The organism is Marinobacter sp. F4206 (assembly GCF_019392195.1).
In the GTDB taxonomy this organism is placed as follows: Bacteria; Pseudomonadota; Gammaproteobacteria; order Pseudomonadales; family Oleiphilaceae; genus Marinobacter.
Window position 1 is genome coordinate 35,869 of record NZ_JAHXKI010000007.1, and the last position, 20,550, is coordinate 56,418.

General features: G+C 58.9%; 21 protein-coding genes. 10 read left to right on the top strand and 11 right to left on the bottom strand.

What is annotated here, in order from left to right; all coding sequences use genetic code 11:
• The first annotated feature begins 4 nt into the window (after positions 1–4).
• The 6 genes from surE to KZO34_RS18190 all read left to right on the top strand — a co-directional run bounded on the left by surE (position 5) and on the right by KZO34_RS18190 (position 5,476).
• Positions 5–775: a 5'/3'-nucleotidase SurE gene (gene surE, locus KZO34_RS18165; protein ID WP_219478365.1), complete on the top strand. Its 771-nt coding sequence runs from the start codon at positions 5–7 to the stop codon at positions 773–775.
• On the top strand, positions 772–1,428 hold the full coding sequence (locus KZO34_RS18170; RefSeq protein ID WP_219478367.1) for a protein-L-isoaspartate(D-aspartate) O-methyltransferase: 657 nt from the start codon (positions 772–774) through the stop codon (positions 1,426–1,428). Before surE ends, KZO34_RS18170 begins: the two co-directional genes overlap by 4 nt.
• Positions 1,425–2,435 (top strand): polyprenyl-phosphate transporter, encoded by a 1,011-nt coding sequence (locus KZO34_RS18175; RefSeq protein ID WP_459076679.1) that lies wholly within the window; start codon positions 1,425–1,427, stop codon positions 2,433–2,435. The genes KZO34_RS18170 and KZO34_RS18175 overlap by 4 nt, the downstream gene beginning before the upstream one ends.
• A 176-nt stretch (positions 2,436–2,611) precedes the next feature.
• A complete protein-coding gene (locus tag KZO34_RS18180) occupies positions 2,612–3,496 on the top strand; it encodes a peptidoglycan DD-metalloendopeptidase family protein (protein WP_219478481.1) in 885 nt (294 codons plus the stop codon).
• 201 nt (positions 3,497–3,697) lie between these two features.
• The gene (gene rpoS, locus KZO34_RS18185; RefSeq protein WP_219478369.1) at positions 3,698–4,696 is read left to right on the top strand and encodes an RNA polymerase sigma factor RpoS; all 999 of its coding nucleotides are present in this window, start codon (positions 3,698–3,700) and stop codon (positions 4,694–4,696) included.
• Between the two features lie 204 nt (positions 4,697–4,900).
• The gene (locus tag KZO34_RS18190) at positions 4,901–5,476 is read left to right on the top strand and encodes a chalcone isomerase family protein (protein WP_219478370.1); all 576 of its coding nucleotides are present in this window, start codon (positions 4,901–4,903) and stop codon (positions 5,474–5,476) included.
• An 83-nt stretch (positions 5,477–5,559) separates the two neighbouring features.
• On the opposite strand, the gene nth is transcribed toward KZO34_RS18190, so the two are convergent.
• The 8 genes from nth to metG are packed head-to-tail and all read right to left on the bottom strand — an operon-like array spanning position 5,560 to position 13,785.
• Positions 5,560–6,198: an endonuclease III gene (gene nth, locus KZO34_RS18195; protein WP_219478373.1), complete on the bottom strand. Its 639-nt coding sequence runs from the start codon at positions 6,196–6,198 to the stop codon at positions 5,560–5,562.
• A gap of 28 nt (positions 6,199–6,226) precedes the next feature.
• The gene (locus KZO34_RS18200) at positions 6,227–6,943 is read right to left on the bottom strand and encodes an electron transport complex subunit E (protein ID WP_219478374.1); all 717 of its coding nucleotides are present in this window, start codon (positions 6,941–6,943) and stop codon (positions 6,227–6,229) included.
• 2 nt (positions 6,944–6,945) lie between these two features.
• A complete protein-coding gene (gene rsxG / locus KZO34_RS18205) occupies positions 6,946–7,647 on the bottom strand; it encodes an electron transport complex subunit RsxG (RefSeq protein WP_219478375.1) in 702 nt (233 codons plus the stop codon).
• 3 nt (positions 7,648–7,650) lie between these two features.
• On the bottom strand, positions 7,651–8,703 hold the full coding sequence (rsxD, locus tag KZO34_RS18210; protein WP_219478376.1) for an electron transport complex subunit RsxD: 1,053 nt from the start codon (positions 8,701–8,703) through the stop codon (positions 7,651–7,653).
• 21 nt (positions 8,704–8,724) lie between these two features.
• On the bottom strand, positions 8,725–10,551 hold the full coding sequence (gene rsxC / locus KZO34_RS18215) for an electron transport complex subunit RsxC (protein ID WP_219478377.1): 1,827 nt from the start codon (positions 10,549–10,551) through the stop codon (positions 8,725–8,727).
• On the bottom strand, positions 10,551–11,129 hold the full coding sequence (gene rsxB / locus KZO34_RS18220; protein ID WP_219478378.1) for an electron transport complex subunit RsxB: 579 nt from the start codon (positions 11,127–11,129) through the stop codon (positions 10,551–10,553). Before rsxB ends, rsxC begins: the two co-directional genes overlap by 1 nt.
• 14 nt (positions 11,130–11,143) lie before the next feature.
• Positions 11,144–11,725, bottom strand: coding sequence for an electron transport complex subunit RsxA (gene rsxA / locus KZO34_RS18225; protein ID WP_218637610.1), 582 nt, complete (start codon positions 11,723–11,725; stop codon positions 11,144–11,146).
• A gap of 26 nt (positions 11,726–11,751) precedes the next feature.
• Complete coding sequence (gene metG, locus KZO34_RS18230) at positions 11,752–13,785, bottom strand: methionine--tRNA ligase (RefSeq protein WP_219478379.1); 2,034 nt, start codon at positions 13,783–13,785, stop codon at positions 11,752–11,754.
• A gap of 140 nt (positions 13,786–13,925) precedes the next feature.
• Here metG and apbC point away from each other — a divergent pair, with 140 nt between their 5' ends.
• The 4 genes from apbC to KZO34_RS18250 all read left to right on the top strand — a co-directional run bounded on the left by apbC (position 13,926) and on the right by KZO34_RS18250 (position 17,786).
• Entirely contained in the window at positions 13,926–15,026 is a 1,101-nt protein-coding gene (apbC, locus tag KZO34_RS18235; RefSeq protein ID WP_219478381.1) for an iron-sulfur cluster carrier protein ApbC, read from the top strand.
• A gap of 240 nt (positions 15,027–15,266) precedes the next feature.
• Complete coding sequence (gene dcd / locus KZO34_RS18240; protein ID WP_219478382.1) at positions 15,267–15,833, top strand: dCTP deaminase; 567 nt, start codon at positions 15,267–15,269, stop codon at positions 15,831–15,833.
• Positions 15,830–16,429, top strand: coding sequence for a YjaG family protein (locus KZO34_RS18245; protein WP_219478384.1), 600 nt, complete (start codon positions 15,830–15,832; stop codon positions 16,427–16,429). Before dcd ends, KZO34_RS18245 begins: the two co-directional genes overlap by 4 nt.
• 79 nt (positions 16,430–16,508) lie before the next feature.
• Positions 16,509–17,786 carry a valine--pyruvate transaminase gene (locus KZO34_RS18250; RefSeq protein WP_219478386.1) on the top strand — a complete coding sequence of 426 codons (1,278 nt, stop codon included), beginning with the start codon at positions 16,509–16,511 and terminating at the stop codon, positions 17,784–17,786.
• Here KZO34_RS18250 and KZO34_RS18255 read toward each other — a convergent pair.
• The 3 genes from KZO34_RS18255 to purM form a co-directional block, all read right to left on the bottom strand.
• Positions 17,783–18,526 carry a DUF3108 domain-containing protein gene (locus tag KZO34_RS18255; protein ID WP_219478388.1) on the bottom strand — a complete coding sequence of 248 codons (744 nt, stop codon included), beginning with the start codon at positions 18,524–18,526 and terminating at the stop codon, positions 17,783–17,785. The genes KZO34_RS18250 and KZO34_RS18255 overlap by 4 nt on opposite strands.
• An 86-nt stretch (positions 18,527–18,612) precedes the next feature.
• Positions 18,613–19,275 (bottom strand): phosphoribosylglycinamide formyltransferase, encoded by a 663-nt coding sequence (gene purN / locus KZO34_RS18260; protein ID WP_219478390.1) that lies wholly within the window; start codon positions 19,273–19,275, stop codon positions 18,613–18,615.
• Entirely contained in the window at positions 19,272–20,336 is a 1,065-nt protein-coding gene (purM, locus tag KZO34_RS18265) for a phosphoribosylformylglycinamidine cyclo-ligase (protein WP_219478392.1), read from the bottom strand. The genes purN and purM overlap by 4 nt, the downstream gene beginning before the upstream one ends.
• Positions 20,337–20,550: the final 214 nt, after the last annotated feature.

Genomic DNA, 20,550 nt, shown 5'->3' on the forward strand with positions numbered 1-20,550 from the left:
CACAGTGCGTATTCTGTTGTCGAATGATGACGGCGTCCATTCGCCGGGGCTAATTGCCCTGTATGACGGGCTTCAGGGAATTGGCGACCTGGAAGTCGTTGCCCCGGATCGGGACCACAGCGGGGCCAGTAACGCCCTGACCCTGAATCGCCCCTTAACCGTAGAACAACATCCCAACGGCTTCCGCTCCGTTGACGGCACTCCCACGGATTGTGTGCACCTGGCGGTCAACGGTCTGTTTCAGGAACCGTTCGATCGAGTCGTATCCGGCATCAACACCCATGCCAATCTCGGCGACGACATCATCTATTCCGGAACCGTTGCCGCCGCAACGGAAGGTCGCCACCTCGGACTTCCAGCCATTGCCGTCTCGCTGGTCAACGACGGCCACTTTCACTACGAGACCGCTGCCCGTGTGGTTCGTCTGCTGCTTGAGTCCGAGCGCCCGCTGGTGCTGGGCCCCCGTTCCATTCTCAACGTCAATGTACCGGATGTACCCTGGGACCGCCTGAACGGTTTCCGGGTCACTCGACTGGGTCATCGAGAAAGAGCCGAGGGGGCCGTTCCCATGACCTGCCCCCGAGGGAAGGAGCGCTACTGGATTGGCGCCGCGGGCGCGGGTGGCGATGCCGGACCCGGTACCGATTTCCATGCCGTGCGCGAGGGTTTTGTGTCCATCACACCCGTTCATATCGACATGACCCGTCATGAGGCTCTTGTACCGCTCCGTGACTGGATCGAAGGCCTGGGCCATGGCGAGGAGGCGGGTGGATGAGCGCACAACTCCAGGGTATCGGCATGACCTCTCGGCGAACCCGCATGCGTCTGGTGCAGCGTCTGCGTGAGGCTGGCATTGAATCCGATCGTGTGTTGGACATTATTGGCGAGGTGCCGCGCCACATCTTTCTGGATGAGGCGCTGTCTCATCGGGCCTATGAGGACACCTCGTTGCCCATTGGTTACGGCCAGACTCTGTCCCAGCCTTATATTGTGGCGCGCATGACCGAGCTTATGCTCGCCCACGCACCCGCCCGCGTGCTCGAATTGGGTACTGGCTCGGGCTACCAGACCGCGGTTCTCGCCCGGTTGTTTGACGAGGTCTTCAGCGTCGAGCGGATTAAGCCACTCCAGGACCGGGCCCGTGATCGTTTGCGCCAGCTCAATGCGCGGAACGTCCTCCTGAAGCATGCCGACGGTGGGATGGGGTGGCCCGATAGGGGGCCCTTCGACGGCATTATCGTGACCGCCGCACCGGTGGAAGTGCCGCCGGAACTGTTGGAGCAGCTGTGTGACGGCGGTGTGCTGATTGCGCCCGTTGGCGAGGAAAACCAGACCCTGGTGGAAGTAACGCGCAGGGGAGACCGGTTTGACCATAAAGAACTTGAACCGGTGCACTTCGTCCCCCTTCTGGGCGGGGTGGTCCGTTGAACGATGACGTCCGGAATGCCGTTAACCTGAACCGCCCACACCATCCGGCTGCGGTCTTTGTTCGAGGCATGGCGATGGGGGCGGCTGACATCGTGCCCGGGGTGTCGGGTGGCACGATTGCTTTCATCACAGGTATCTATTTCCGCTTGCTGGAGGCCATCAATGCAGTCCCCGGTGCCATCCTGAGTGATTTGATCCGGGGCCGTTTCAAAGCTTTCTGGCAAGTCTGTGACGGAACCTTTCTGATCTGTCTGCTTGGCGGGGTGCTGACCAGTATCCTGACCCTGGCCTCGGCCATCAGCTACGCGCTTGTCGAGTACCCTATTCTGATTTGGAGTTTCTTTTTCGGATTGATTGTGGCGTCGGTCTGGCATGTTGGCCGTCAGGTTCGGCATTATCGGCCCTCGCTGTGTGTGCCGCTGCTCATCGGTATTGGTCTGGCCTGGTGGATAACCACCTTGTCCGCGGGCCAGCTTACTCCCTCCGGGCTGGCTTTCTTCGGCGCGGGCGCACTGGCCATCTGTGCCATGATTCTCCCGGGTATTTCCGGCAGTTTCATTCTGGTCATTATCGGTATGTATGCTCCGGTTCTTGCGGCCATCAAAACCGCGGATCTCGGCATTCTGTTGCTGTTCATGGCGGGATGTCTGCTGGGGCTGCTTTCTATCGCGCGTGTTATTACCTGGGCATTCCATCATTTTCACGATTTCGTCCTGGCCCTTCTCACCGGCTTTATGGTCGGCGCCCTGAACAAGGTGTGGCCCTGGAAGCAAACGCTTAGCTGGCGGACTAACAGTTCGGGTGAACAGGTTCCCTTGAATGAAAGTAGCATCGGTCCCTTTGCCTTTGCGGATCTGACCGGGCAGGACCCGAGACTCGGGCTCGCAGTATTGATTGCCGTCGGTGGATTTTTGCTGGTGCTGCTGGTCGAATGGGGCGGAACGCGAAACCCGCGGAGGAAGGTGTCCCGAGATTCGGCGGCACAGGATGAACAAAATGTTACCTAACGCACAGACAGGATGTTTCTCCCGGTAACAGGTGTGGTCAGGAGGTAACTTGGATTCCCCAGGAAATTGTGCAATATATTAGCAAGTTACTTTTAAAACTTTAGAAAGTTGTGTGACACAGTGGATGCGTTATACGGATTTTTTATAACTGGGTCGTTTTTATTCTTGTGAGATTCTTGCGTGGGCTGTTCAGTGCCGCTTTGCCGGCTTTCCCGCGGTTCCCTTCCGGTGCCCAGGTTTCACCTCGTGCCCTGAAATACCCCCGTCGTCAGTTTCCGGTGTCTGCGATCCTGCTTCTGGCCGCGCTGCTGAGCGGCTGTAACACGCCTGCCCTGTATCAGGATGACCTCTACAACCCGCCCGTTTACTGGGGTCGACACGTGGTTCAGCCGGGTGAAACCCTTTACAGCATCGCCTGGCGCTACGGTCGTGATTACCGTGAGCTGGGCAGCGCCAACGGGATTGATCCACCCTGGACCCTGAGGGCAGGTCAGGTCTTGCGTCTTGACCTTCGCGGAACTGTCACATCCGATCGTCAGAATCGGGTTGCATCCAGACGTTCTGCCGCCTCGTCGGGCAAGCCTCGAGCAGCGCCACCGGCGCCCACGCCGAAACCTGTCCCAAAACCGGCGGTGACCCGGGCCCCGGAAAAGGGAGCTCCGCTGGCGTCACAGAGTCAGACGGTCGCGCGGGTGAACTGGCGTTGGCCGCACATTGGCACCGTAATTGCTGGATATTCAACATCCGGAAAAGTCAACAAAGGTATTGATATTGCCGGAAAAGCCGGGGATGCTGTAAAGGCAGCGGCAAACGGAAACGTTGTTTACGCCGGCAATGGGTTGCTTGGTTACGGCAACCTGATTATTGTGAATCATAACGAGCACTATTTGAGTGCTTACGCACACAACCGGAAGATTCTGGTGCGGGAAGGGGAGGATGTGAAAGCCGGTCAGGTGATCGCAGAGCTCGGTAGCAGTGGCGCTGAACGACCCATGTTGCATTTTGAAATCCGAAAAAATGGCAATCCGGTTGATCCCGCCCACTACCTTCCAAGACGTTAGCGCAGAGGCAGTCAGGATGCTGCTTCCCGCCACCACCGGCACTGACAGAAAAACCGCGTTCGAAAAAAATAAAAAACGGTCGCAGTTGTGACCGGCCAACCAACAGATGTCCTGAAGAAGAAAAGCAGTTTACGAAGAACGTCCGCAATAACAAGAAGTATCGGACGAACACCCAGGATTATTGAGAGGCGGGGCAGGAAAATGTCAGCAGAGCAGGAAGAAATCATCATTGATCGCGCGGCGGACGTGGATGAGTCCGAGGATCAATTGCTAGCAGAAGAGAAAGTGGACAAGTCGTCAGCGGATGAAGAGACCGCGGACGCAGATGAAGAGATTCCCACCCAGGGGCGTTATTTCACCAGCCAGAAGCAGCTGGACGCCACTCAGCTTTACCTCAACGAAATCGGTTTTTCGCCCCTCCTGACACCGGAGGAGGAAGTTTATTTCGCTCGTCTGGCACGCAAGGGCGAGGACTCCGGCCGAAAGCGAATGATCGAGAGCAATCTCCGGCTCGTGGTGAAAATTGCACGGCGTTACGTCAATCGGGGCCTGACTCTGCTCGATCTGATTGAAGAGGGTAATCTTGGCCTGATTCGGGCGGTGGAGAAATTCGATCCGGAACGTGGATTCCGCTTCTCAACCTATGCCACCTGGTGGATCCGGCAGACCATTGAACGGGCGATCATGAACCAGACCCGGACTATCCGGCTGCCCATTCATGTGGTCAAGGAACTCAACCTTTACTTGCGTGCCGCACGGGAACTGACCCAGAAGCTGGATCACGAGCCGTCTGCTGAAGAAATCGCGCGGATGGTCGACAAGCCGGTCGCTGATGTTAAACGCATGTTGGGGCTCAACGAACGGGTTGCCTCCATGGACACCCCGATTGGCACCGGGGGTGAGAAATCCTTGCTGGACACGGTTGCCGATGAAGGGGCTTCCGATCCTGCGGACCTGCTCCAGGACAACAACATGTGTTCGTGCCTGGAAAAATGGATCGATCAGCTCAGTGAGAAGCAGCAGGAAGTTCTGTCCCGTCGCTTCGGTCTGAGGGGCTATCCGGTCAGCACACTGGAAGAAGTGGGGCAGGAGATCGGGCTCACCCGGGAGCGGGTTCGCCAGATTCAGGTCGAAGCGCTGCGTCGCCTGCGAGAGATTCTTGAGAAAGAGGGCCTTTCCGGAAATTTGCTGTTCAAGTAATCCTTGTCTTTATCGGATCGTGCCAAAACCGGCCGGGGAAACCTGGCCGGTTTTTCTGTTTCAGTATGGCCGCAAATGAGAACCAGGTTCAGCCGGACCATCCCCCGTCGTTGTTAGAATGCCCGGACCGGGCGGGGATAAGGGTGTCGAAACCCGGTGCACGAATGAAACACGTCAATAATAACGATCGAAAAGGAAAGGACTATGAAGAAGGCTCTCTTTACCGGTTTTATGTCTCTGGCCATGGCAGCCGCGCTGTCAGCGCCGGCATCTGCTCTGACCGTCGAGGGTGTGGACGTACCCGACACCTATTCGGCCATGGATACCGAACTGAAGCTTAATGGCGCAGGCACCCGGTCCAAGTGGTTTATGGACCTCTATGTAGGTGGCCTGTACGTGCCGGAAGCCATTGATGACGGTGAGGCTGTAATCAACGCCGATGAGCCCCAGGCTATCACGTTGCACATCATCTCCGGCATGATCACCAGTGAACGCATGACCGAAGCGACCCTGGAAGGGTTTGAATCGTCGACCGGCGGCGATATGGCTGCGATCCAGAGTGATGTGGACCAGTTCATGGCGGTGTTCCAGGAGGAAATAAAGGAGGGTGATGTCTTCGATCTGGTTTACCTGCCGGGCGAAGGTGTCAACGTCCTCAAGAACGGCCAGCAAAAGGCCACCATGGGTGACCTGGCATTCAAAAAAGCGCTTTTTGGTATCTGGCTGTCTGACAAGCCGGCCCAGGAAGACCTGAAAGAGAAGATGCTGGGGCAGCGGTAATCGCTGAGCCCTGACCGTAAAAAGCCGGCATTCACTGCCGGCTTTTTTATGGGCCCGGCGCTGGCGAAACGCCTCGGGTGGGCCTACTGATAGTCGCGCTTTTCCTTGAACTCGCACAGATCTTCGATGCTGCACGCTCCGCACTTTGGCTTACGGGCGGTGCAGGTGTAACGCCCATGGAGAATCAGCCAGTGGTGGGCGTCCAGCAGGAACTCCCGCGGCACCAGTCGCATTAGCTTTTGTTCGACCTCTAGAACGTTTTTCCCCGGTGCAATGCCCGTCCGGTTCGAAACCCGGAAAATGTGGGTATCCACGGCCATGGCCATATGGCCGAACGCTGTATTGAGAACCACGTTGGCGGTCTTCCGCCCAACGCCCGGCAAGGCTTCAAGATCTTCGCGCTTTTCCGGCACTTGGCTGCCATGCTTTTCGATGAGGATCCGGCAGGTCTTGATGACGTTTTCGGCCTTGCTGTTAAACAGGCCGATGGTCTTGATGTATTCTTTTAGACCGTCCACGCCCAACGCCAGAATCGCCTCCGGAGTGTTTGCTTCCGGAAACAGTTTGTCGGTCGCCTTGTTGACGCCAACGTCGGTCGCCTGGGCCGACAGGATGACGGCGATCAACAACTCGAACGGCGTGCTGTAGTTCAACTCCGTGGTGGGATTCGGATTGGCGTCGCGCAGCCGGGTAAAGATTTCAATACGTTTTTGCTTGTTCATGAGATCTGGAATTCACCTTGCCTGCGGGTCAGGAAACGTTGCCGGTCACGCGAACGCGTTTGCTGCCGCTGGTGGCAGGGGACGGTTCGGCCGCTTTGCGGCGCTGCTCAATATGGTTATCGATGCCGTTCTTCAGCGCAATCAGCAGGCCCAAGCCGACGAACGCGCCCGGGGGCAAGACCATGAACAGTACGTCCGGATAGCTCTCAAACGGGCGAATGACCCAGTCGGTCGCCATGGGGCCCAGCAACAGATCCATATCGACAAACAGCGTGCCCTGGCCAACCAGCTCCCGCAGGCCGCCCAGCACCACCAGTACTGCAAGAAAACCCAACCCCATCATAGCGCCATCCAGCAGGGCAGGTCCGGGCGTGCTCTTGGAGGCAAAGGCATCGGCCCGGCCAAGAATGGCGCAGTTGGTAACGATCAGCGGAATGAAGATGCCCAGAATCTGGTATAGCTCGTAGGTGAAGGCCTGCATCAGCAGTTCGGCGCAGGTAACGAACGACGCGATGATCATCACGAAGGCCGGCAGTCGGACCGATTCGCCGACAAAATTCCGGATCAGGGACACGGCGAGGTTTGAGCCCATCAGCACCATCAGGGTTGCGAGTCCCAGGCCAATGGCATTGACGACCGTGCTGGTTACCGCCAGTAGCGGGCAAAGTCCCAATACCTGAACGAGGGCGGGGTTGTTGGTCCAGAGCCCGTCACGAATGATTTCGTTGGAGGTTTTGGTGGCCATAATCAGGAATGCTCCGAACGGGTTGCTTCTCCGGCAATGGCTTCCGGAGTGATGGCTTGCTGTCGGGGTGATGGCGCCTCGTTGAGGCGCTCCCGGATTGCCTGCCGGTTCTTACGGAAATAGATCAGGGATTTCTGGACCGCCTTGACCACTGCCCGGGGCGTAATGGTGGCGCCGGTAAACTGGTCGAATTCACCGCCGTTCTTTTTCACGTTCCACTCTCGGTGTGGCGGTTGGCCAAGTGACCGACCTTCGAAATCGAATATCCAGTCCGACTTCTTGGCCTCGATTCGGTCCCCCAGCCCGGGCGTTTCCCTGTGACTGGTGACCCGGACACCGAGCACAGTGCCGTTCAGGTCCACACCGACCAGAAGCCGGATGTTACCCGAATAGCCGTCCGGGGCAACGACCGGCAGGATCATGCCCGTGGGCTGGCCATCCCGTCGCGCCACCCAGGCCGTCGGCGGTCCGTCGGTGGCGAGTCGGTCACTGGCCGGCAGCTGAACCGTATCCCGAAGCAGATCGTTGTCATGAGCGCTTTCGGGAATGATCTCGAACAGGGCCTTGGCCTCGGCGCGGGCCGCCTGTTCCTGTATACGTTCTTCGGTAAGCGCCTGGGTGACCGCGATGGTGCCCCCGGTGATCATGGCGAACAGGCCCAGACCAATGGCGCTGCGACGAATCGATTGTGCAAGTGCGGCCATATCTTATCCCTGCTTCCTGCCCGGCACACCGCGGCGGGCCTTGTGGTGGCCGTAGGTCCTCGGTGGCGTGTAGTGATCAATGAACGGTACCGCGAAGTTCATCAGCAGAACACTGAAGGCCACGGCATCGGGGTAGCTGCCCCAGGTTCGAATCAGGTAAATGAGCACGCCGATTCCGGCCCCGTAGATGAGTTTGCCCTGATGGCTGGTTGCCGCCGACACCGGATCGGTGGCAATGAAGAAGGCCCCGAGCATGGTGCCTCCCGCCAGCAGGTGCAGGGACAGCGGGGCGTACTGATCGGCGTTGTTGCCGAAGGCCAGGCTCATAACGGCAAGTCCGGCGAGAAAACCGGCCGGAATGTGCCAGGTGATGATCCGGAGCAGGACCAGCAACACGCCACCCGCCAGGAACGCCGCATTAACCCACTCCCAGCCCCGGGCGATGCCCTCGCCAAAGGTTGGGTGCTCAAGGACTTCGGCGGCGGTCCGGGTGGCGATTTTGTGTTTGTACTCGTCCAGGGGGGTGGCCATGGTCCAGCCATCCACCGAGGTCTGCTGGGCCGAGGCGATGGTCGTGAGCGTTTCACCAAAACCCGGGGCGCCGTTCCATAGCAGGGCGGGCTCTGCCCAGTTGGTGGTCATGGCAACCGGGAAGGAAATCAGTACCAGGGCGTAACCCACCATGGCCGGATTGAAGGGGTTGGAACCCAGGCCGCCGTATAGTTGCTTGGCGACCACGATGGCGGATATCACGGCAATGCCGGATACCCACCAGGGTGCGAACTGCGGCAGCGACAAGCCAAGCAGCAGTCCCGTTACCGCAGCCGTGTTGTCTTTGAGGAAAAAGGCGACCGGCTTATTCCGGAGCTTCAGGATGGCTGCCTCGCAGGCCATCGCCACGGCGATGCACCAGACGACGTTGATCAGGTTGCCCCAGCCAAAGAACAGGGTTTGCGCCAGCAGTCCGGGCAAGGTTGCAATGATCACCCAGAGCATGACCCGCGAGGTAGGGCGGGCATGACGGGCATGGGGTGAGGACTGTTGAGCAAATGCCATGAAGGTCGGGCCTGAAATCGGTTAATCGGTTGACTGGGATTCGGGCTGGGACGCCAGCTGTTTGCGGGCAGCGGCCAGGGTGTCTTCCGCGCGCTGTACCCGGTCGTGATTCTTGGCGACCGCCCGTTCCAGTTTGTCCACATTGTCGGCTAGCTGGGTTTTGGCGTCTTCCAGCATACCCTGCATGGTTTCAAGTTTGGATTGGGCCTGGGTCAACTGCTTTTCGAGCGCCTCAAGATCGGGCTTGTCCTGAACGGGCTCGGCAGACGGTGCTTCCGGCTTTGCGGCCGCGGTCTTGGCTTTCTTACGTGCCAGCGCCTGTTCTACCAGTGCGGCCTTGGCCGAACGCTCATCTGTAGCGTCACCCTCGGCGGCGGCCTTTTCGGCTTCTGCCTTCTTTTTGGCCTGGGCTTCGGCCGCAGCTTTGGCACGCTCCTTCCGGCGTTGTTCCTTCTCCTGCTGTTCTCGCTCCAGACGCGCCTGTCGGGCTTCAAAGCGTTCACGGGCCCGGTCGGCTTTCAGCTGTTCGGCCCGCTGGACGCGAATCTCACCCTTGGCGTAGCGGTAGTACTGCACCAGGGGAATGGAGCTCGGGCAAACATAGGAGCAGGCGCCGCACTCAATGCAATCAAACAGGTTCAGGTGTTCGGCTTTTTCAAACTCTGTGGCCTTGGAATACCAGAACAGCTGCTGCGGAAGGAGCTCCATCGGGCAGACCTCGGCACACTCGCCACACCGGATGCACGGCTGTTCCGGCGGCGGTGACGGCAACTCGTTGGCGGTAGCGGCAATGACGCAGTTGCTGGTCTTGATCACCGGCACCGCTGTGGTGGTGAGGGTGTAGCCCATCATGGGCCCCCCCATCACCAGGCGATTGACCTTTTCTGTCTGCAGGCCTGCCTGGTCCAGGAGGTATTGCACTGGCGTGCCGATCAAGGCGTCGAAGTTGCCCGGCTCCCGGACCGCCTCGCCCGTGATGGTCACGGTTCTGGAGATCAGGGGCCTGCCTTCAAGAATTAAACGGGAGACGGCAACGGCGGTGCCGATATTCTGGCACATCACTCCGATATCGGCGGGAATGCCGCCACTGGGTACTTCCATGCCGGTCAGGATCTGAATCAGCTGTTTTTCCCCGCCGGAGGGATATTTGGTCGGAATGACGGCGAGTTCAATCTGCGTGCCTTCCGCTGCCGCGCGCATGGCCTCGATGGCTTCCGGCTTGTTGTCCTCGATGCCAATGACGCATCGTTCCGGGCGGAGGATCCAGGCCATTACCTTCAGGCCCGCGACGATCTCGTCGGCCTGTTCCCGCATGGTCATGTCATCGGCGGTAATGTAAGGCTCGCACTCGGCGCCATTGAGGATCAGGGTATCAACCTTCCGGTCTCTCGGTGGACGTAGCTTGATATTGGTGGGAAAGCCCGCACCGCCCATACCGGAGATGCCGCCGCTCCGGATGCGTTCCAGCACCTGATTCCGATCCAGGCTCCGGTAGTCCGGGACGGGTTTGAGTTCGGCCCATTGGTCTTCGCCATCGGGGCGCAGGGTGATGCACCAGTCATTCATGCCAGAGGGGTGGGGCACCGGCAATTCGACGATGCTTTCGATGGTTCCGGAAGTCGGCGCATGCACCGGTACACCCATGCCGTTGGTCACATCCGCGATTCTTTGGCCCTTCAGGACCCGGTCGCCAACGCTGACAATTGCGGTCGCCGGTTCGCCGATGTGCTGCTGCAGGGGCAATACCAGGCGGTCTGGAATGCCGGCGGTGCGAATAGGGCGGGCGGTGGACTGATGCTTGTTCTCGGCCGGGTGAATACCGCCGGCGAAATCCCACAACTGAGTCATCAGGCGCTGGCTCCCTGGCGATCGGTAGCAATGACGCCAGACGCCGGTGGTGTCCAGGTCCAGGTTCGGATATCAGGCTCGACAGTGACCATGTCAATACAGTCCACAGGGCATGGTTCAACGCAAAGATCGCAGCCGGTGCACTCGCTTTCGATCACCGTGTGCATGTGCTTGGCGGCGCCCAGGATGGCATCCACTGGGCAGGCCTGGATGCATTTGGTGCAACCGATGCATTCGTCTTCGCGGATAATCGCCACTCGTTTGGCCTGCTCGACACCGTGTTCAGCGTCCAGCGGTTGGGGCTCCACGTCGAGTAAATCGGCCAGGGCCTTGATGGTGGCTTCGCCGCCCGGAGGGCACTTGTTGATGGCATCGCCGTCGGCGATGGATTCGGCGTAGGGACGGCACCCCGGAAACCCGCACTGACCACACTGGGTCTGCGGCAGGAGCGAATCTATCTGGTCCACCAGCGGATTGCCCTCAACCCGGAAACGCTCCGAGGCAAAGCCCAGCAAGCCGCCGAACACCACGGCCAGGGCAAGTAAAACCAGAACGGCGATGATAATGCCTGTCCACATACTAGGCGTCTCCGTTAAACGCTGACCAGGCCGGTGAAGCCCAGAAACGCCAGCGACATCAACCCTGCGGTTACCATACCAATAGCGGCACCCCGGAAGGCAACCGGCACGTCAGCCACCGCGATGCGTTCACGCATGGCGGCAAACAGCACGAGAACCAGCGAGAAGCCGGCGGCGGCACCGAAACCGTAGAGTACGGACTCAACGAAGTTGTTGTTCTTGTTCAGATTAAGCAGCGCAACGCCGAGCACGGCGCAGTTCGTCGTGATCAGCGGCAGAAAGATGCCAAGCACCCGGTAGAGCAGGGGGCTGGTCTTGCGGACCACCATTTCGGTGAATTGCACCACGACAGCAATCACCAGGATGAAAGTGATGGTCTTCAGAAACGCCAGATCCAGCGGCGCCAGCAGATAGGTATAAGCAAGGTAACTGCACACCGATGACAGAGTCAGTACGAACGTGGTGGCCAGAGACATGCCCATGGCAGTCTCCAGTTTGCCGGAGACCCCCATGAAGGGACACAGCCCCAGGAACTGCACCAGCACGAAGTTGTTCACCAGGATGGTGCTGACCAATATCAGCAAATACTCTGTCATGGGAGCTGCTCTGCCTCGTTCGCTGCTTACATGATCCGCATGCCGGGTGTGGCACCGGAATCAGGGGAGAGAATGAAGATCTCCTTACCGCCCGGCCCTGCGGCCAGAACCATGCCCTCAGACAGGCCGAATTTCATCTTCCGGGGCTTCAGGTTGGCAACCATAACCGTCAGTCGGCCTTCCAGGTCTTCGGGTTTGTAGGCGGATTTGATGCCGGCGAACACGTTGCGCTCTCCGTGCCCGATATCCAGGGTCAGGCGCAGGAGTTTGTCCGCCCCTTCCACGTGTTCCGCTTTGACAATCTTTGCGACACGGAGGTCCACCTTCGCGAAATCGCCAAATTCTATCTCTTCGGCGACCGGCTCCAGATTGGCAGCGGGAGCGGGCTTGCCCGTCGCGGCAGGCAGCTCTTCCCTGGAAGCGTCGAGCATTTTTTCAATCTGGGCCATATCCACCCGGTTCATCAGCGGCTTGAACTTGTTGATGCCGTGATTCTCCAGACGCTGCTCGCGGCCATTCCAGTCCAGTGTAGCGTTCAGGAAGGCTTCGGAGGCCCTGGCGGTTTCCGGCAGAACCGGCGCCAGGTAGGTCATCAGCAAGTGGAACATGTTGATGGCGTTGGTGCAGATGGCCTGGAGGTTATCATCCTGGCCTTCTTGCTTTGCGATTACCCACGGCTGCTCGTCGTTTACGTACTGGTTGGCAATGTCGGCCAACTCCATGATCCGGCGCATGGCGCGGCCGAATTCCCGGGACTCGTAGAATTCTTCGATGTCCTTGCCAGCATCAATGAACTCCCGGAGCTTGTCATGCTCGGTAACCTTGCCCAACTGACCGTCAAAACGCTTGGTAATAAATCCGGCGCTGCGGCTGGCAATGTTGACCACCTTGCCCACCAGATCCGAGTTCACCCGGGCGGCGAAGTCTTCGAGGTTCAGGTCCATGTCGTCAACGCCACCGGTAAGCTTGGCGGCAAAGTAATAACGCAGGTACTCCGGGTTCAGATGATCCAGGTATGTGCGGGCCATGATGAAGGTGCCGCGGGATTTGGACATCTTCTTGCCATTCACGGTCACAAACCCGTGGGCCCAAACCGCGGTCGGCGTCCGGAATCCGGAGTCGTGGAGCATGGACGGCCAGAACAGGGCATGGAAGTTGATAATATCCTTGCCGATGAAGTGGTACACCTCGGCGGTGGAATCGGCCTTCCAGAAATGCTCGAAGTCGATGTCTTCGCGGTTACAGAGGTTTTTGAAGCTGGCCAGGTAGCCGATCGGGGCGTCCAGCCAGACATAGAAATACTTGCCCGGCGCATCGGGAATCTCGAAGCCGAAGTAGGGTGCATCGCGGCTGATGTCCCACTCCTGTAGGCCGGCATCCAGCCATTCGGCCAGCTTATTGGCAACCTGCGGCTGAAGCGTGCCGCTGCGGGTCCAGTTGGCCAGGAAATCGTGAAAGTCGGGCAGTTTGAAGAAATAATGCTCGGACTCTTTCTCGATCGGGGTGGCGCCGGAAACCGCAGAGCGCGGGTTGATCAGCTCCGCGGGGGTGTACGTCGCGCCACAGGCCTCGCAGTTATCGCCGTACTGGTCCTCGGTCTTGCACTTCGGACAAGTGCCCTTGATGAAGCGGTCCGCCAGGAACATGTTCTTTTCCGGATCGAAGGACTGGGTGATCTTGCGCGTGGCAATGTGCCCGTTTTCCTGCAACTGGCGGTAGATGTACTCGGAGAACTGGCGGTTCTCCTCCGAGTGAGTCGTGTAATAGTTGTCGAAACGGATGTGGAACCCGGCGAAATCCTGCTGGTGCTCGTCGCGAATTCGATCAATCAGCTGCTCGGAGGTGATGCCTTCGCGCTCGGCCCGCAGCATAATGGCAGTTCCGTGGGCATCATCGGCGCAAACGTAGTAGCAGTTCTGGCCACGCATGTTCTGGTAGCGCACCCAGATGTCGGTCTGAATGTATTCCAGCAGGTGGCCCAGATGAATGGGGCCATTGGCGTAGGGAAGGGCGCTGGTGACCAGAATATCGCGCTGTTGCTTTGAACTCGCTTGCGTCATGGTGTGTCCGAACCTTTCTTCAAAGTAGGGGTTGTATGGTCAGAAACGGGCACAGATGATACCTTCCGAGCAGAAATTTTTCACCCGAATCACCTGTTTCCGTGCTTAAAATCAAGCATGAGCTTATTCCGGAGAACCCGATGACACAGATTTCAGAGCAGGCCCTGCAGGCGGCGATTCGCGAGTACCGCGATCCGTACCTGGAAAAGGACCTTTACGAGCTGGATGCCGTCAAGACACTGAACGCCGATGACGCGGGCAACGTGACCCTGATGGTCGAGTTGCCATACCCGTCCAAAGGCATTGCCGGCGCCCTGAAACAGCTGGTTTCCGTGGCGCTGGAGAATGTGGACGGGGTCGAGCATGCCGAGGTGCATGTCGGGCAGAAAATCCACTCCTACAAGGTCCAGAAAGACCTGCCGTCCGTCCCAGGCGTCAAGAACATCATTGCCGTGGCCTCCGGCAAGGGTGGTGTGGGCAAATCCACCACCGCCGTTAACCTGGCCCTGGCGCTTCAGGCCGAGGGCGCGCGCGTTGGCATTCTGGACGCTGATATCTATGGCCCAAGCATCGGGATGATGCTGGGCGTGCCCGAGGGCAAGCGACCGGATACCCGCGAGAACAAGTATTTTGTGCCCATGGACGCCCATGGCCTCCAGGCCAACTCCATGGCCTTTGTGGTCACCGACAAGACCCCCATGGTCTGGCGCGGCCCAATGGTCAGTGGCGCGGTCATGCAGTTACTCCAGCAGACCCTCTGGAATGAACTCGACTACCTGATCGTGGACATGCCGCCGGGCACCGGCGATATCCAGCTCACCCTGGCCCAGAAGGTTCCGGTCACCGGTGCGGTGATCGTCACCACGCCTCAGGACATCGCGCTGCTGGATGGCAAGAAAGGCATCGAAATGTTCCGCAAGGTGGATATTCCGGTACTGGGCGTGGTCGAGAACATGAGCGTCCACATCTGCAGCAACTGCGGCCACGAGGAGCCGTTGTTCGGTCACGGCGGCGGCGAACGCATCGCCGAGGAGTACGACACCACCTTGTTGGGACAGCTGCCGCTGCACATGACCATCCGGGAACAGACCGACGGCGGCCAGCCTTCCGTTGTGGCCGAGCCGGATTCGGAGGTGGCGCGCCGTTACCGGGATATTGCCCGCCGGGTCGGCGCTGAGCTGTCTACCCGCGAGCGTAACCTGAGTGGTTCCATCTCCAGTGTGTCGGTGACCGAGCACTAGGCTCAGGTTTTACCTGAAAGCTGCTCACAGCCTGATCGCGAGCGCAGGAAACACTGGCCAAAAATGTCGAAGGCCAGGGATGGCCGAAGACAAGTGCACAAGGATGTGCTCGTAGCGGTTTTTGGCCAGTGTTTTCTGTGGTCGCAGCCCCCGCCGAGGTAAGCCCGCGAGGTTTCGACAGACCACCATCGAACAGGTAAACTACGCCTCAATTTTTCCAGTGGAAACGAGACTTCACCCATGAGCATCAAATCCGATAAGTGGATTCGCCGGATGTCCGAGCAGCACGGCATGATCGAACCGTTCGAAAGCGGGCAGGTTCGTGAATCCGAGAAAGGCCGGGTTATCTCCTACGGCACCTCGAGTTACGGTTACGACGTGCGTTGCAGCAACGAATTCAAGATCTTCACCAACGTCCACTCCGCGACGGTCGATCCCAAGAATTTTGATGACAACAGCTTCGTAAACTACACCGGTGACGTTTGCATCATTCCACCGAATTCCTTTGCTCTGGCTCGCACCGTGGAGTATTTTCGTATTCCCCGCAGCGTGCTCACCATCTGCCTCGGAAAGTCCACCTACGCCCGTTGCGGCATCATCGTCAACGTGACGCCGCTCGAGCCCGAGTGGGAAGGCCAGGTAACCCTTGAGTTCTCCAACACCACCAACCTGCCGGCGAAGATCTACGCCAACGAAGGCGTGGCGCAGATGCTGTTCTTCGAGTCCGATGAGATCTGTGAAACCAGCTACAAAGACCGTGGTGGCAAGTACCTGGGCCAGACCGGCGTCACCCTGCCGCGGACATGAACGCTAACCAGTTCCTGAAAGCCGTTTCCCAGCTGCAGGGATGGCGCGAATGCGCCTTCCTGCTGGCGCTTTCCGAGCGCTCTTTCCCCAATTATGCGCTATTTGCCGATGCGGTCGGCCTGAAGACGGGTGGCAAGATGCGGCAGCTGCTGGATCTGGCGTGGGACATGCTGCAGAAGGACACGGCGGAATCCGCCATTCCCCAGCTACTGGCCAAGCTTGAATCCCTGTCCCCGGACGTTGACGCCTACGATGCCTATGGGGTGTATCCGGCATTCGATTTCTGCCAACTGCTGGAGCAGGCCTTGCTGAATCGCCTGAACCCGACCAAGCACCGGGCGACAGATGCCTCTCAAATGGCCACCGGTACCGTGATGAGCTTCGTCGAACTGTCAGAGGGCGATGAGCTGGATGAAGATGAGCTGGTGCGCCTGCTTGAGCAGCACCCGCTGATGAAAGAGGACAAGACTTTCCAGCGGGACATCGTGCTGGCACTGAAACGCCAGCGCACGCCCACGGAGCAGTTTGTCGACAAACTGCGGGGCGATGCCGCCAACGACGGCGTCAGTAATCTGGGTATTTCCCTGACCGAATAACTTCCTCCGGCAGGGGCGGGCTACACTGTCTCTGTCGCTGATATTTTATTCACCCGGTGTACACGACGGATTTTACGCCATGAAGCTCTCTGCGTTTGGTCGCAAGTTTACAGCCGATGCCGGCATAACCTCGCTGATGGATGACCTGGGCAATGCCATGGCATCCGGCGATGACATGATCATGATGGGTGGCGGGAACCCCGGCCACATACCTGAAATCCAGCAACGGGTTCAGGAAATTCTGGCGGGCATGAGTCAGAACGAGGGTGACGTCCGGCGCCTGGTCGGAATTTACGATCCCCCTCAGGGCGAGAAGCAATTCATTGGTGCGCTTGTGGACCTATTGAATCGCGAGTATGGCTGGGGTCTTGAGCCGGAGAACATTGCCCTTACCAACGGCAGTCAGGCCGCCTTCTTCATGCTGTTCAACATGTTTGGCGGCGATTACGGCAATGGTCAGCGTAAGCATATCCTGTTGCCCCTGGCGCCTGAGTACATCGGTTACGCGGATGCCGGTATCGAGCCGGGGCTGTTTCACGCGGTTCAGCCCGATATCTCGTTCACCGATGCCCACGAATTCAAGTACCGGGTCGACTTTGACGCCGTCGAAGTCACTGGTGAGACCGGTGCCATCTGTGTCTCGCGCCCCACCAATCCCACTGGCAATGTGGTTACCGACGAGGAGTTGGCCCGGCTCGAAGCCCTGGCCCGGGAGCACGATGTGCCGCTGATTGTCGACGGTGCCTACGGTACGCCGTTTCCCAGCCTGTTGTTTGTCGATGCCACGCCAACCTGGAACGACCAGATCATACTGTGTCTGAGTCTCTCGAAGCTCGGGTTGCCTGCTGCCCGGACCGGTATCGTGATTGCTGCAAAGCCGGTGATCAAAGCGCTGTCAGGCATCAACGCCATTATGAACCTGGCAACTGGCAGTTTCGGCGCCATGCTGGCGGATCCGTTGGTACGCTCTGGTGAGATCCTGTCCCTGAGTCGGGATGTAGTCTGCCCGTTCTATAAGGCGAAAATGGAGAAGGCAGTTGCCGTGTTCCGGGAAGCCATGGGGGAGGATACCTGTCGTTGGTATATTCACAAGCCGGAAGGGGCGATGTTCCTCTGGTTGTGGTTCCCGGATTTGCCCATCACCAGTCTGGAGTTGTATCAGCGTCTAAAGGCGCGCGGTGTGCTGGTGGTGTCCGGTCATTATTTCTTTCCGGGTCTGCCCGAGGATGACTGGAGGCATCGGCATGAATGCCTGCGGGTGACCTATTCCCAGGACGATGATCGGGTAGCCGAAGGGCTGCGGATCATTGCAGACGAAGTCAAAGCGGTGTGGGCCGAGGCCAGTGGCCTGTCCTAGCCCCCCACCTCGGCTCGGTTCAGCCTGAGCTCGTAACTGCTGCCGTCAGGTTCAACCTGCAGAAGGCGCACCAGCAGGAAATCCTCGTCGGGCGCGAACCACATCAGTGTTTCGCGTTTTGAGGACTTGTCCCTTACTTTTTCCGCTTTCAGTGTCGGGATGGACCCGCGTTCAGTTTTCAGGGGTTCCCGGTCGAGAACGGCAAAGCGGTCGTGGTCGTAGTCACCACCATCGATCACATGGTAAGACAGATCACGCTTGCCGGACTTGATGTCCTGGCTTAGTTGCAGCTGGAAGCCCAGAGGGTCCAGCGCTCCGTCCATCAACTCCAGTTCAAAAGCCTTGCCCTTGTATTCTCCGGTGGCGATTCCGGCGTCCCAGTCAAAATCAATGGATTGTTCCCGATCCTTGATAAGGAAGCCTGATAGCCGATAGCGGTAGCGTAGCGGGACAACCCGGCTGTCCTCCCATTTGAGCACCAGGGACTCATCAATATCGGCAATAAAGGAATCGACATCGGTGCGGTACAGCCAGACCCCATTGCCTTGGTCGCTGAGCGTACGCTTGGCGGTGCCGTTGAGGGATACGCCTTTGTTCATCGAGGCGGTGTAAGTGACCTGATAGGGTACGAGTTCGGAGCCGGGCTCCTCCGCCAGGCTCGGGAGGCTCAATGTCCCCAGGAGCAATACCGTTGTCGCCCCGGGGGGCAGTATCTTTGCGGTCAGTCGAATCAAATGCATAGGTGGTAACCCAAAAGCCGTCTCTGATGGCGACAGTTTAGCGGGTTACCAGCGGATGGGAGATGACAATCCGTTCAGGCTGGGGCTCAGTTATCAGGGAGGCGCATGGGGCTGCTCAGCAGCTCGCCATCGAACAGGACGTAATCGCTGCCCAGTTGGATACGTCCCTCGCAGAACCAGCGCACGACAATCGGGTACAGGATGTGTTCTCTCTCCTGTACGCGTTCTGCCAGGGTCTCGGCGGTATCGTCCGGCGCGACGGCCACCTCGGCCTGTGCGATCACCGGGCCGCCATCCAGCTCTTCGGTGACAAAGTGGACCGACACGCCATGATGGGTGTCTCCGGCATCCAGTACCCGCTGATGGGTATTGAGACCGGTGTATTTGGGAAGCAGTGACGGGTGAATGTTCAGCAACTTGCCTCGGAACGCGCGGACGAAATCGGTGGTCAGGATGCGCATGAAACCCGCCAGTACCAGAAGGTCCGGGTTGTGACGTCGGATTTCCGCCATCAGCGCGCCGTCGAACGCCTCCCGTGAGTCGTATTTTGTGTGATCAACCGAAAACGTCTCGATGTTGGCCTGGGCGGCCCGTTCGAGCGCAAAAGCGTTCGGGCGGTTGCTGCCAACGGCGCAGATCTGGCCGGGAAAGTCCCGCTCCCGGCTGGCCTCAATCAGGGCCTGAAGGTTGGTGCCGCTGCCGGAAGCCAGAATCAGGATGCGGGGCAGGGGAGTCTGGTCTGCCTTCATGCCGAGAGCAGCCCTGGCGCGTAGCGAACCACTGGATCGCTGTCAGCAGATTCTGCGCCTTCAATGACGCCCACCTGCCAGGCGTGTTCACCCAGCGCCTTCAGGGTGTCCAGGGCCAGGTCCTTCTGGTTCGCCGGAACACAGACGACCATGCCAATGCCGCAGTTAAAGGTGCGATACATTTCCTCGCTGGCGACACCGCCGGCATCCTTCAGCCACTGGAAGACCGGAGGCAGGTCCCAGCTGGAGGTATCGATGGCGGCAATGCAGCCGTCGGGCAGTACCCGGGGAATGTTTTCTGGCAAGCCGCCGCCGGTGATGTGGGACAGAGCGCGCACATCCACTTCCCGGATCAGTTGCAGCAAATTTTTCACGTAGATGCGGGTCGGCGCCATCAGGGCGTCGCCAAGGGTGCTGCCATCCAGTGACTGGTCCAGGTTGGCTTCGCTGACTTCCAGTATTTTCCGAATCAACGAGTAGCCGTTTGAGTGAGGGCCGGATGAGCCAAGGGCCAGCAGCACGTCGCCAGCCTGCACGCGGCTGCCGTCAATAATTTCGCTGCGTTCGGCAACGCCGACACAGAAGCCGGCGAGGTCGTAGTCATCACCGTCGTACATGCCCGGCATTTCGGCGGTTTCACCGCCAACCAGCGCACAACCTGCCTGTGAGCAACCTTCGCCAATGCCGGACACCACCTGTGCAGCAACATCAACGTTGAGCTTGCCGGTGGCGTAGTAATCCAGGAAGAACAGCGGTTCGGCACCACCGACCACCAGATCGTTCACGCACATTGCCACCAGATCGATGCCAATGCTGTCGTGTTTCTGCAATTGCATTGCCAGACGCAGCTTGGTGCCCACCCCATCCGTGCCGGAAACCAGAACGGGTTCGTTGTATCCGGCCGGGATTGAAACCATGGCGCCAAACCCGCCAAGACCGCCCAGGACTTCCGGGCGCTTGGTACGCGCGGCAGTCTGTTTGATACGGCTTACGAGTTCATTGCCTGCGTCGATATCAACGCCGGCATCGCGGTAGGTCAGGGAGGGTTTCTGTTCGCTCATGGTGTACTTTAACCGTTGGCCAGTGGGTCAGGCGGCGGATTTTAACAGGTGCGGTGTGGCGCTCCAAATGTAATTCCCCCTACGGCGTGCGGGCAGCAACAACAGTAGACGGGCAAGGTATTGCCAATATTGCTTTTCTGAAACCCTGGCCTGCTACTCACACCTTGGACCATGGTGTATCCTAGGCGCCATTCATGCGAACTGCAGGGTGTTT